A 12,142-nucleotide genomic window follows, 5' to 3' on the forward strand; every position below is an offset into this window, starting at 1 on the left:
CCAGGGGGGAGAGGGTGTTAGGACGCCGTATCGCCGGGCGTCGTCTCGGCGGGGGCTTCGGCCTCGGCTTCCGGCGCGCTCCACGAGCCGCGCTGGGGGGCGATCATCGGCTCGGGTTCGGGCAGCGCGGCCGGTTCTTCCAGCGGCGGCAGTGGCGCGACGTCGACCGCGGCGGCGCGCTGATAGTCCGCCGGCTCGGCGGGGCGGGCGATGGTCAGATGCGGCGGAGAGGGGTTCTCGGGATAGGCAGGCGGCGTCACGGCGGCGCGGCTGATCGGGTAATAGCCAGCGCTGTCCGCGGTCGCGACATAGGCGCTGTCGGTGCCGGGCGGCGGCGTGTTCTTGTAGAATTCGAACGCGCCGGACTGGGCATAATTGCCGAGGCCCATGCCGGCCAGTCCGCCGCCGAGCAGCGCCACTGCGCCGCAGACGATCAATCCCTTATGTGCCGCCGTCATCATAGCAACCTCCGCACGGCAGAACTGACGGCGACGCGCTGCTGTTCCCGGGTTTCGCACCGGCCGAAAACGGGATTGCCCCCGATGGCCCGCATGGGTGCGCTCCCCTAGCCCTGAGCCGGTCAGGTGAAGGAAAGGCGATGCGCAGAAGCTGTATCATGCTGGCCGTGCTGGGCTTTGCCACCGCGCCCGCGTTCGCGCAGGAGGCGCCGGCGCCCGAGGCGGAACAAGCTGAGCCCGAGGCCGAGGCGGCGCCCCAGCACAAGGGCTTCCTTGCGAAGTTCAAGGACGAGGAGGACGGCAAGTTCGACTTTTCGAACGTGCTCGCCAAGGGCGGCTTCATCCCGGTGCCGATCATCATCACCGAGCCGGCAGTGGATGGCGGGTTCGGCGTCGCGGCGGCGTTCCTCAAAAAGGATCCGGACAATCCGCGCCAGATCACCAAGACCGCAGTGGCCGCGTTCAAGACCGGCAACGGCTCGTACGGCTATGGCGCCTTTCGCGGCGGCTATCTGTTCGACGGGCGGCTCGACTACAAGATCGCGGTGGGGCGCGGGAAGATCACGCTCACCACCTATCCGGGCTTCGCGCCGAACGGGATCGAATACACCAACCATTATGACTATGGCGTGCTCGGCTCGGCGATGTGGCACTTCAAGGACAGGCGCTTCTCGGCTGGGCCGCTGTTCGACTTTCGCAAGCTCAGGTCCGAGCTCGATCTGGGGCCGAACGTACCTGACAAGTTCGCGGGCGCGTTCAATCGCACGCTGCATACCGGTGCGCTCGGCCTCGGCTTTCATTTCGACGACCGCGACAACCCGATGACGCCGACGCGCGGGACCGATGCGTATATGCAGGCCAAATTCAATCGCGGGGCGTTCGGCAGCGACCGCGATTACACGCTCTATGCAATCGAGAGCTATTCATTCGACAAGCTCGGCGACAAATGGCGGGTCGGCCAGAAGCTCGAGATGAAGGCGATACGCGGCGACTTCCCCGCCTATTTCGCGCCGTCGATCGATCTGCGCGGCGTGCAAAGCGGGCGCTATCAGGGGATGAACATGGCGAGCTCCGAGCTGGAGATCACCCGCCAGCTGAGCCCGCGCTGGTCGCTGCTCGCGTTCGGCGGCGTCGGCGCGACCGATGGCGGGGATCGGCGGGTCTACAAGGATTCAGGCGCGATCTTCACGGGCGGGGCGGGCTTTCGCTACCGGATTGCGCGCAAGCTCGGGCTCGATGCCGGGCTCGACTTTGCCTATGGCCCGCAGGGCTTCGTCTTCTACATCCAGTTCGGCCATGCCTGGTCGTTCGGGATGGACTAGCGCGTCACGCGCTCGATCAGCGTCTGGAACTGCGCGGCCGCCCTGGCGACATTGGCGGCGGAGACGCAGCGGGCATCGTCGCCCTGGACATGATGATAGCGGTGGAGGCCGAAGATCGCGGCGACGCTGGGATAGCCCGCGGCAAGGATCTCGATCTGCTCGCCGGCCGAGAGCTTGTCGCTCGAATAGGGTGCCTCGAACCCGACATGGCCGGCGAAGAGCGCGCGGGCGAGCGGGAGCAGCGCGGGGCTGACCGAGAGGAAGCGCTGGGTGTCGACGCTGGGCAGGACCTGGCCGGTGAGGTCGTGCCATTCCTGCGAGGCGACATTGGCGCCGAGGTGGAGCCAGAAATGGGTGTCGGCGGGCTTGGGGGCGGTGGCCTTCAAGGCTTCGGCGGCGCCGAGATTTTCATATTCGTGGCCGGTGTTGCAGATGAAGGCGAGGTTGTGCTGCGGCACGGCCTTGCTCGCCCAGCGCGCGAGCCACAGCCAGGCCGCGATGCCGCCGCCGCGCTCGCCGGCGCAGGTCGTCCAGCCCGAACGCGGCGTGGAGACGGCGAGCCAGCTTTTCTTGCCGCGGTCGAGGCGGCCGATGAAGTTGCTCGCGGGGCGGCGGCCATTCTCGCCGGTGACGGTAAGCGTCGCCGGGGTGGCTGCAATCGCGGCGGCAAGGAAGGGGCCGGCGTCGGCGGGGGCGAGCAGGGCGACGGGGCCGGCGAACATCGGCTTGCGACCATCGGCGTTGAGCGCGATCACCTTGCCGGTGGGGCCGTTGGTGATGACGACGACTGCCTTGGCGCCGGCGGCGAAGGCCGCGGTGATCGGCTCGCGCACCGGCCTGGCGATTGTGGTCGACCAGCGGGCATAGGGGAGCTCGAGCAGGGCCACTGCCTCGGCGAGAGGCCCGGCGGGACGGCCGGCGCCGTCGATGCGGACGAGCGGGCCGGTTATGCCTTCTGCGGGGGTGGGGACGACGATCGGCTGGGGCCAGACGCTCGCCTTGGCATCGCCGCACCGCAGGTCCGCGCGCTCGGGGAGGAAATAGGGGACGGAGACCGGCTGCTGCTCGACCTTGAAGCCGAGCTTCTCGATCTCGGCGGTGAGCCAGGCGCCGCAGGCGGTGTCGCCGGGGCCGCCGGCCTGCTTGCTGCCGAAGCCGATATAGTGCTCGAGATCGGCGGCGACCCGGGCGACCGGGTCCTCGGGGACCTTGGCCAGCGCAGCGCTGGCGGGAAGCGCGGCGCTGCCGGCCAGGAACCCTCGACGGCTAGGCATGACGCTTTCTCCCGAGCAACAACACGCAGACCATCGATATCACGCAGGTTGCGGCGAGATAGACCGAGATCGGGGCGCTGGCGCCGTAATGCGCGAAGAGCGCGGTCGCGATGATCGGGGCGAAGCCGCCGCCGGCGACGGTGCCGATCTGATAGCCGAGCGAGGCGCCCGAATAGCGGACTTCCTTGGGGAAGAGCTCGGCGAACAGGGCCGCCTGGGGACCATACATCATGCTGACGAAGAACAAGGCGACGGTGATCGCCAGCGTGATCAGCGCCGGCGAGGCGGTTTCGATCAGCGGGAAGACCGCGAACGCCCAGATGCCCGAGAGGATCGCGCCCATCACGAAGATCGGCTTGCGACCGAAATTGTCGGAGAGCGCGCCGCACAGGATCAGCGCCGGCATCATCGCCAGGCTGCCGATCATCACCGCGAACAGCATCGTCTCGCGCGGCACGCCGATCGTCGCGGTGCCATAGGCCACGGCATAGGTGATCGCGATGTAGAAGCAGACATTGTTGGCGATGAACGCGCCGCCGGCGATGAGCACGGTCAGGCCGTGCTTGCTGAGCACCTGCCACAGGGGCGAGGACGGCGCCTCTTCCTTGGGCGCCGCGTCGCCCTCGGGTTCGGAGACGGTGCGGTGCATGATGATGCCGACCAGGATCAGCGAGACGCTCAGCAGGAAGCCGATCCGCCAGCCCCAGGCGAGGAAGGCCTGGGAATCGATCAGGCTGCTGGCGATGAGGAAGACGGTGTTGGCGAGCACGACGCCCAAGGGCACGCCGACCTGGACGAAGCTGCCGTAAAAACCCTGTTTGTTGGCCGGCGCGCTTTCGATCGCGAGCAAGGCGGCGCCGCCCCATTGGCCGCCGACGGCAAGGCCCTGGACGAAGCGCAGCACCACCAGCATCAGCGGCGCGAGGCTGCCCGCGACGGCGTAGCTCGGCAGCAGGCCGATCAGCGTGGTCGCCGCGCCCATGACGAGCATCGCGACGACGAGTGCCTGTTTGCGGCCATGGAGGTCGCCGAAGTGGCCGAAGAGCATGCCGCCGATCGGGCGGGCGATGAAGCCGACGGCAAAGGTGGAGAAGGCCGCGATCTGCGCGATGAACGGCGGCAGGTCGGGCGGGAAGAACAGCTTGGGGAAAACCAGCGCGGCCGCAGTGCCGTAGATGAAGAAGTCATACCATTCGATCGACGCGCCCGCGGACGCCATTGCGGCGATGCGCAGGCTGGGCTTGGTCGTCGTCTCTTGCTGCGTGGCCAAATCGGCTCTCCCGGCTGGCGTCCATAAAGAAAACTGCCGGCTTCGCGAAAGAGGAAGCGAAGCCGGCAGCAAAGGCAAGGCGGAGATGGATTGCCCGCCCCGGATGTTACCAGCGGGTCGACATGCTCACGCCCATGGTGCGCGGCTTGTTGTAGCGCACCGAGAGCGGGTAGCCCGCCGACATGAACTTGAGCACCTGGATCTGGGTGTCGGTGAGGTTGCGGACGAAGCCGGCGATCTGGACCTTGCCGAAGTTGAAGCCCGCACGCGCGCCGAACATGTCGAAGTCGGTCATGTTGATCGCGGGGATCGTGGCGGTGACGGTATCCTGGATGCCGCCGCGCTGGCCCTGATAGCTGAAGTTGACGAAGACGTTCGACTTGTCGCTGATCGGGTGACGGTAATCGACGCTGGCCGACATCGTCCAGTCGGGGATCTGCGCCACCGAGCTGTCGAGCACCGGCAGGCCGGTCACGCCGGCGGGCACCTTGACGAAATGTGCGCGCTGGGTGGCGGCGTTCGCGCTCAGCGAGAACATGCCGCCTGCCAGCTTCCAGCGCCCGTCGAGCGCGGCTTCGAGGCCCTTGGCTTCGATCGTGCCGCCATTGATGTTGAACTGCTGGCCGCCCGAAAGGCAGGCATTGGTCAGCGTGCAGCCATCGTTGATGCTGGTGATCGCGTCCTTGGTGCGCGACAGATAGGCCGAGAGACGGACGAACACGCCCTTGGTCACCGTCGACTTCACGCCGGCTTCATAGCCGATCGTGGTCTCGTTGTCGTAGGTGTACATGAACGGGTTGGGCGCTGCCGCATTGGCCGAGCCGTTGTTGACGCCGCCCGCGCGGTAGCCGGTGCCGACCTTGGCGTAGATCAGCGTGCCGGTCGCCCCCGGGATCTTGTAGCTCGCGGTGGCAGTGAAGGCCGGCTGCTCCTTCTTGAAGACGAAGGTCGTCGGCACCTTGGTGTAGGTGGTGGTGTAGAGCGCGTAGATGAACTGCGTCGCGGTCTTGTAGTCGTGCGAGATGCGCGCTTCGCCGGTCAGCGACAGCGCGCCGAGCTGGTAGGTCACCGAGGCATAGGCCGCGAGCGAATAGATGCGCTGCTTGGTATAGCTGTCGGTGCCGTAAATGCCTGCCGGCACCGCCGGGCAATTGGCCGAGGTCGGCAGCGGCTTGAGGCAGACCCGGTCGGTCGGCGTGCCGGTGCAGATGCCCTGGCTGACCAGCGTGAAGGCGCAGGGCGAGGAGTTGATCGCCAGGCGGTAATCGTCATTCTGGTACAGGCCCTCGCCGCCGACGATCCAGTTGAGCTTGCCGCCCGCGCCGGTGCCGGTCAGGTGCAGGTCCTGATAGAGCGTGCGATCGACAACGTTGGTGTGGACCTGGGTGAACGGATAGATGCCGAGCTCGCCCTTCTGGCGCATTCCCTGGAGCGTCGCGAAGTCGATCGCCGCGCCGTAGAACTGGCCCGAGCGCCAGCGGGTCGCCATCGTCGTCGATTCGAGCTTGGCCCAGCCGAAATCATAGGCCGCGGTCAGCATCGTGCGGCCGACCTTCTGGACCAGCCCGTCCTTGCCGTCATGCGGCAGCGTGTAGCGCGACTGGTAATAGCCGAGCGGCACCGCCGTGTTGGTGCCGGGCGCGATCACCAGGCTGTTGACGAAGCTCGGCAGGCTCAGGTCCTGCCCGTCGACGAGCAGGTTCACGTCGAGATCGCCCGAGCGGTAACGGATCTGCGCGCGGCCGTTCCAGCCATGCGTGTTGTCGTAATATTTCTTGTGGTTGGGGTCGTAATAGAAGCCGCCGCTCTGCGCATAGATCTCGCCGCCGACGCGGATCGCGACCTTGTCGCTCAGCGGCTCGTTGACCACCGCGGAGAACCGGTTCTGGTTCAGCCCGAAGGTGTACATGTCGCGCACATAGCCCGAGCTCTGGAACAGCGGCTTGGCGAGGACGATGTTGACTACGCCGAATTCGGAGTTGCGGCCGTAGAGCGCGCCCTGCGGCCCCTCGAGCGATTCCACCCGCGCCACGTCGAAATAGTCGAGCGTCTTGAAGTTGCGGCCGCCCAGCGTCGAGCTGCCGACATAAGCGCCGTTGACGAACAGGCCGACGCCCGAATCCGCGCCGGTGGCGCGCGCCGTGCCCGATCCGCGGATCGAGACTTCGGCAAGGTTCTCACTGGCGACGTCGTTGAAGCGCACGCCCGGCACCGAGCTGAGGATGTCGCCGGTGCCCGCAACCGGGCCCTTCGCGTCGAGCTGGTCGCCGGTCACCGCGTTGATCGTGCCCGGCACATCGCGGATGCTCTCCTCGCGGCGGCGCGCGGTGACGATGATGTCGTCCTGGCGCTTGGCGTCGGCGGCGGCCGGGGTGTCCTGCGGGGCAGAAGCGGTTTCGGTGTTGTCAGAAGCGGTGGTCGTGCTCTGCGCCCAGGCGGGCGTGGCGACGACGAGCGCAAGGGTTGCCGTGGTGGCAAGAAAATCTCGCATGCATCCTCCCATGGCGCGCATTTTTGCGGCGCCTGCCCTTTTCATCCGCCGATCGGGGAACCGAGTCAACCAGATTGTACGACAATCCTAGCGCAATGGTTTGACAAAGCGCTTGCTCCGCACCCCTTGGCGCAATAGAAATGGTCGTGCAGGACTGGTAAGCATCGGCAAGGTGCATCCATTCCGTGAGAGGGCAAGTCTTTGAGTGGCAACAAGGAATCAGGTGCAGATATGCACGGCGGAGACTCGGTGGAAACGGCTGCAGCCGGTTCGTCGCCGACCGCCGACGATCTGGCACACGCCCTGCGACTGCAGATCCAGAAAAGCGAACTGGCCCCCGGCGAGTGGCTGCGCGAGGCGCGGCTGTGCACCGAGTTCGGCGTCGGCCGCTCGATCGTCCGCCGCGCGCTGCGCACGCTCGCCGATGACGGGCTGATCGAGATCGAGGAAAATCGCGGCGCGCGCGTCTCGTCCACCACCGTGGAAGAAGTGTTCGACCTGTATGAGGTGCGTGCCGCGCTCTACGGCCTGGCGGCGCGCTTCGCCTGCCTGCGCGGATCGGACACCGCGATCCGCCACATGCTGGTCAACATCGACAAGATGCTGAGCGATGCGGCGAGCGGCGTGCCGGCCGAGCAGATCATCCAGGTCTCCGAGGAGATCTTCAGCGAGATGGCCGAATCGGCCAGCCCCGATGCGCAGAAGATGATCGAGGCGGTGCGCCGCAAGACGCGCTTCCACTTTTCCTATGCCGCGCTCGCGCTCAATGCGAACGGCCCCGGCCCCTATGAATATTGGCGCCGGGTGCGCGCCGCTTTGGTCGCGCGCGATGCCGACAAGGCGAGCCAGGCCGCGCGCGAGATCCTCTATTTCATGCAGGGCGAAGTCGCGCGGATCATGCTCGCGCGCGGCCCCCGCATCCGCGAGGCCGCGCCGCTGCCGGCCCCCGCACCCCCGATAAAAAAGCGCGCCGCCGCAAACAGGAGATGAACATGAAGGCACGATCGCACACCAAGCAACTGTTGCTCGCAGCGGCCCTGGCCGGTGTGACGATCGCGCCCGCAGCGCCGGCCCGCCCCGGCCCCACGCCCAGCGCGACCGCAGCGGACGCGGCGATGACGAGCCTGCTCGACTATCTGCGCAATCAGAACACCACTGGCTTCCTGGTGATCCAGGACGGCAAGATACTGGTCGAGAAGAACTTCCCGGCGCCCGAGGGCGACGCGCAGTTCCCGCTGTTCGTCTATGGCAAGACCGGCGACGGCGCGCTGCTCGAGGATGTCGCCTCGCAGCAGAAGAGCTTCGTCTCGGTGTTGGTCGCCGTGGCGATCGACAAGGGGCTGATCGACGTCACCAAGCCGGTGTCGGACTATATCGGCACGGGCTGGTCCAAGGCATCGCCCGAGCAGGAAGCCGCGATCCGCGTGATCGACGTGCTCCACATGGCCTCGGGGCTGAACGAGAAGTTCGGCTATGAAGCGCCGGCGGCCACCAAGTTCTTCTACAACACGCCGGTCTACGCGATCACCAAGAAGATCGTCGCTGCCGCGGCCAAGCTGCCGCTCGAGACGATCACGCATGACTGGCTGACCGAGCCGGCCGGCATGGCCAATACCGCATGGCGCAAGCGCCCGGCCGCGCTCGCCAGCATCGGCAACGACACCGGGCTGGTCACCACCCCGCGCGACACTGCGCTGTTCGGGCTGATGATCCTGCATGGCGGCGTGTCGAACGGCGGCAAGCGCGTCGTCTCCGAAGCCAGCCTCAAGCTGATGTTCGAGCGCTCGCCAACCAACCCGGCCTATGGGCGGCTGTGGTGGCTCAATGGCGGCGAATACATGATGGGCGCGATGGGCAACAAGAAGGACGGCCCGCTGATCGCCGCCGCGCCGGCCGATACGGTCGCGGCGCTGGGCGCGTTCAACCGCCGGCTGTTCGTGGTGCCGAGCAAGAAGCTCGTCGTGGTGCGCACCGGCGCCAGCGCGAGCGACAAGGATTTCGACCAGCAGCTCTGGCTGCGGCTGAACAAGGTGATCGGCTGAACGCCGGCGCTGCACGACCTATTTCAGGAGAGTAAGATGGGGATAGCGCACCGCTTCGCGGCGCTGGGCCTGGCGCTTGTCGGCGTCACGCCTGCCGAAGCCCAGTCGATCGTAAAGGCCCCCGCCGGCACCGTTCGCGGGGTCGAGGCGGATGGACAGAAGGTTTTCAAGGGGATTCCCTATGCGCTGCCGCCGGTCGGCGAGCGGCGCTGGAAGCCGCCGGTGGCATTGCCCGCCTGGGCGGGCGTGCGTGACGCGACTGCGTTCGGCCCGGCCTGCCAGCAGCCCCCCGCGCCGCCGAGCAGCATCTATGCCGAAGTCTATCCGGCGATGAGCGAGGATTGTCTGTCGCTCAACATCTGGGCGCCGGCGCATGCCAAGAAGGCTCCGGTGTTCGTGTGGATCCATGGCGGCAATTTGGTGCGGGGCGCGTCGAGCCAGGCGATGTTCAGCGGGGCGAACCTGGCGAAGCGCGGCGTGATCGTGGTGTCGATCAACTACCGGCTCGGCGTGTTCGGCTATTTCGCGCATCCCGGGCTGAGCGCGGAATCGGCGGACGGGACTTCGGGCAATTACGGCGTGATGGACCAGATCGCGGCGCTGGGCTGGGTGAAGGCGAACATCGCTTCGTTCGGCGGGGATAGCGGCAACGTCACCATCGCGGGCGAGTCCGCCGGCGGGCTGGCGATCCTGCACCTGCTCGTCGCCCCGCAGGCGCGCGGGCTGTTCAGCAAGGCGATCGTGCAGAGCGCATCGCTGATGAACATCCCCGAATTGAAGACGGCAGCGCACGGCGTGCCCTCGGCCGAGGCGCTGGGCGAACATTATGCCGCGGCGATGGGGGCGAAGACCGTCGCGGATCTGCGCGCGATTCCGGGGCCGGATCTCGCGGCGCGCGCAGTGAAGGCGGGCTTCGCCTCGACCGCAATCGTCGACGGCAAGGTGATCCCGCGCCAGCTGCTCGATACATTCGAGCGCGGTGAGCAGGCCAAGGTGCCGCTGATGACCGGCTTCACTGCCGGCGAGATCAGCACGATGAAGTCGATCCTGCCGGGGCTGCCCGACGCCTCGACCTTCACCGCCGCGAGCTATGAAGCGCGGATCCGCGCCAATTACGGGCCGCTCGCGGACGAATTCCTCCGGCTCTATCCGGCGGATGCGATCGGCAAGAATATGCTCGCGGCGGCGCGCGACGGCTTCTTCGCGTGGAACTCGCAGAAGCTGGTGCGCGAGCAGGCGAAGGCGGGCCAGCCGACCTATCTCTATTATTTCGACCATGGCTATCCGGCCGCGGACGATGCCGGGATCCACGCCTTCCACGCCAGCGAAGTGCCGTTCATGTTCGGCACGATCGACCGGGTGACGGCGCTATGGCCCGCGATCCCGAACACGCCGGGCGAGCGCGCGCTCTCCGATGCGATGGTCGGTTATTGGGCGAGCTTTGCCCGCTCCGGCGTGCCGAGCGCCGCCGGCCAGACGCGCTGGCCCGCGCATAATGAAAGCGCTGCCTATATGCACTTCACGGACAGGCCGCATCTCGCGGCCGACCTGAAGGCAGCCGAATATGCGCTGCACGACCAGGTCTTCTGCCGCCGCCGCGCTGCGGGGAACCTGGCATGGAACTGGAATGTCGGGGTGATCGCGCCGCCGCTGCCGGCTGCGGCGGAGGGCTGCAAGTGATCGACGGTTCGATGCAGGACTTCCCGCTGACGCTCGACCGGATCGTCGAGCATGCGGCGAAATGGCACCCCGAGGTCGAGGTTGCGACTGCGGGCGAGGGCGGCGCGATCGGGCGGACCAGCTATGCCGAGATGCGCGTGCGCTCGCGGAGAGTGTCGCGGCTGCTCGCCGATCTGGGTGTGACGCAGGGCGACCGGGTGGCGACGCTGGCATGGAACAGCCAGGCGCATGTCGAGAGCTGGTATGCGATCATGGGTATGGGCGCGGTGTGCCACACGCTCAACCCGCGGCTGCAGGCGACGCAGCTCGCCTGGATGCTGGCGCAATCGGGCGCGCGGATCCTGATCGTCAGCGCCGACCTGATGGTGCTGGCGCTCAAGATGCTCGACGATGCGCCGGGGATCGAACGGGTGTTCGTCATCGACGGCGAGGTCTCGCCCAAGAGCTATGGCAGCGCCGAGATCGCGCCGCTCGAGCCGTTGCTGGGCGCGATCGACGATGCCGGCGTGAGCTGGGGCGAGTTCGACGAGAAGACGCCGAGTGGGCTGTGCTTCACCTCGGGATCGACCGGCGCGCCCAAGGGCGTGACCTATACGCACCGCTCGAGCTTCATGCACACGCTGCGGCTGCTCCAGGCGGACGTGTCGGGGATCACCAGTCAGGACGTGGTGATGCCGGTGGTGCCGATGTTCCACGCCAATGCCTGGGGCCTGCCCTTCGCGGTGCCGGCGGCGGGGGCCAAGCTGGTGCTGCCGGGGCGGCATCTCGACGGGGGCAGCCTCGCCCGGCTGATCGCGGCGGAAGGCGTGACGATTGCCGTCGGCGTGCCGACGGTGTGGCTCGGTCTGTGCGATCACCTCGATGCGACCGGCATGACGCTGCCCTCGCTCAAGCGCATCCTCGTCGGCGGTGCGCCGATGCCGCCGGCGCTGATGGAGCGGATCGAGGGGCAGCTCGGCATTCCGGTGCAGACGAGCTGGGGCATGACCGAGCTTTCGCCGGTCGGCACCTTCGGCGTGCTGAGCGCACCGACGCGCGATGCCGCGATCTCGGGCCGGCCGGCGCTCGGCGTCGACCTGCTGCTGATGGACGAGGCGGGCGCGATGCTCCCCGAGCAGCGCGATGTCGAGGGGCGGTTGCACGTGCGCGGCGCGGCAGTGATCGACCGCTATTTCGGGCAGGAGCGCAGCGCGACCAATGCAGAGGGCTGGTTCGACACCGGCGACCTCGCGAAGATCGACCGCGCGGGCAATCTGATGATCACCGGGCGCGCCAAGGACCTGATCAAGTCGGGCGGCGAATGGATCAATCCGGCCGAGATCGAGGCGGTGGTCTGCGCGCTGCCGCAGGTCTCGCTCGCGGCGGTGATCGGGCGCAGCGACGTCAAATGGGGCGAGCGCCCGCTGCTTTTGGTCGAGCTGCGCGAGGACCAGGAAATTTCGGACCAGGAGCTGCTGGGGTCGCTGCGCGGGCAGGTCGCGTCCTGGTGGATTCCGGATACGGTGGTGCGGGTTTCGAGCATGCCGCGCGGGTCGACGGGGAAGATCGACAAGTTGCAGCTGCGGGCTGCGTATAGCGGGGGGTAGGCTACTCAGCTGATCCCCG

At 67.4% G+C, this 12,142-nt stretch carries 9 protein-coding genes; 5 read left to right on the forward strand and 4 right to left on the reverse strand.

The genetic code is table 11. The features are described from left to right. Positions 1-17: 17 nt before the first annotated feature. Positions 18-458, reverse strand: a complete 441-nt coding sequence (locus HZY97_RS16625) for a hypothetical protein (RefSeq protein ID WP_180146316.1) — start codon at positions 456-458, stop codon at positions 18-20. A 140-nt stretch (positions 459-598) separates the two neighbouring features. Between HZY97_RS16625 and HZY97_RS16630 the strand changes: the two genes are divergently transcribed. Then, positions 599-1,780 (forward strand): hypothetical protein, encoded by a 1,182-nt coding sequence (locus HZY97_RS16630; protein WP_180146319.1) that lies wholly within the window; start codon positions 599-601, stop codon positions 1,778-1,780. Here HZY97_RS16630 and HZY97_RS16635 read toward each other — a convergent pair. The 3 genes from HZY97_RS16635 to HZY97_RS16645 all read right to left on the reverse strand — a co-directional run bounded on the left by HZY97_RS16635 (position 1,777) and on the right by HZY97_RS16645 (position 6,815). Then, a complete protein-coding gene (locus HZY97_RS16635) occupies positions 1,777-3,054 on the reverse strand; it encodes a twin-arginine translocation signal domain-containing protein (protein WP_180146322.1) in 1,278 nt (425 codons plus the stop codon). The genes HZY97_RS16630 and HZY97_RS16635 overlap by 4 nt on opposite strands. Continuing rightward, on the reverse strand, positions 3,047-4,324 hold the full coding sequence (locus tag HZY97_RS16640; RefSeq protein WP_218943127.1) for an MFS transporter: 1,278 nt from the start codon (positions 4,322-4,324) through the stop codon (positions 3,047-3,049). Before HZY97_RS16640 ends, HZY97_RS16635 begins: the two co-directional genes overlap by 8 nt. Positions 4,325-4,430: 106 nt before the next feature. Further along, positions 4,431-6,815 carry a TonB-dependent receptor gene (locus tag HZY97_RS16645; RefSeq protein WP_180146324.1) on the reverse strand — a complete coding sequence of 795 codons (2,385 nt, stop codon included), beginning with the start codon at positions 6,813-6,815 and terminating at the stop codon, positions 4,431-4,433. A 249-nt stretch (positions 6,816-7,064) separates the two neighbouring features. Here HZY97_RS16645 and HZY97_RS16650 point away from each other — a divergent pair, with 249 nt between their 5' ends. From HZY97_RS16650 to HZY97_RS16665, 4 genes are read left to right on the forward strand one after another with little or no spacing between them, the layout of a single operon-like run. Continuing rightward, complete coding sequence (locus HZY97_RS16650; protein WP_180146327.1) at positions 7,065-7,805, forward strand: GntR family transcriptional regulator; 741 nt, start codon at positions 7,065-7,067, stop codon at positions 7,803-7,805. A 2-nt stretch (positions 7,806-7,807) separates the two neighbouring features. After that, positions 7,808-8,857: a serine hydrolase gene (locus HZY97_RS16655; RefSeq protein ID WP_180146330.1), complete on the forward strand. Its 1,050-nt coding sequence runs from the start codon at positions 7,808-7,810 to the stop codon at positions 8,855-8,857. Between the two features lie 36 nt (positions 8,858-8,893). Beyond that, complete coding sequence (locus HZY97_RS16660) at positions 8,894-10,537, forward strand: carboxylesterase/lipase family protein (protein ID WP_180146333.1); 1,644 nt, start codon at positions 8,894-8,896, stop codon at positions 10,535-10,537. Further along, a complete protein-coding gene (locus tag HZY97_RS16665) occupies positions 10,474-12,123 on the forward strand; it encodes an AMP-binding protein (RefSeq protein WP_306670077.1) in 1,650 nt (549 codons plus the stop codon). Before HZY97_RS16660 ends, HZY97_RS16665 begins: the two co-directional genes overlap by 64 nt. Positions 12,124-12,142 lie beyond the last annotated feature (19 nt).

This window comes from Sphingomonas sp. R-74633, assembly GCF_013416555.1.
GTDB lineage: Bacteria > Pseudomonadota > Alphaproteobacteria > Sphingomonadales > Sphingomonadaceae > Sphingomonas.

What these genes read in the sequence shown, in the direction of transcription:
- HZY97_RS16630 (WP_180146319.1), top strand. Translation starts at nt 599, where the DNA reads ATGCGCAGAAGCTGTATCATGCTGGCCGTGCTGGGCTTTGCCACCGCG.
- HZY97_RS16665 (WP_306670077.1), top strand. Translation starts at nt 10,474, where the DNA reads ATGGAACTGGAATGTCGGGGTGATCGCGCCGCCGCTGCCGGCTGCGGC.
- HZY97_RS16635 (WP_180146322.1), bottom strand. Translation starts at nt 3,054, where the DNA reads ATGCCTAGCCGTCGAGGGTTCCTGGCCGGCAGCGCCGCGCTTCCCGCC.
- HZY97_RS16660 (WP_180146333.1), top strand. Translation starts at nt 8,894, where the DNA reads ATGGGGATAGCGCACCGCTTCGCGGCGCTGGGCCTGGCGCTTGTCGGC.
- HZY97_RS16625 (WP_180146316.1), bottom strand. Translation starts at nt 458, where the DNA reads ATGACGGCGGCACATAAGGGATTGATCGTCTGCGGCGCAGTGGCGCTG.
- HZY97_RS16645 (WP_180146324.1), bottom strand. Translation starts at nt 6,815, where the DNA reads ATGCGAGATTTTCTTGCCACCACGGCAACCCTTGCGCTCGTCGTCGCC.
- HZY97_RS16655 (WP_180146330.1), top strand. Translation starts at nt 7,808, where the DNA reads ATGAAGGCACGATCGCACACCAAGCAACTGTTGCTCGCAGCGGCCCTG.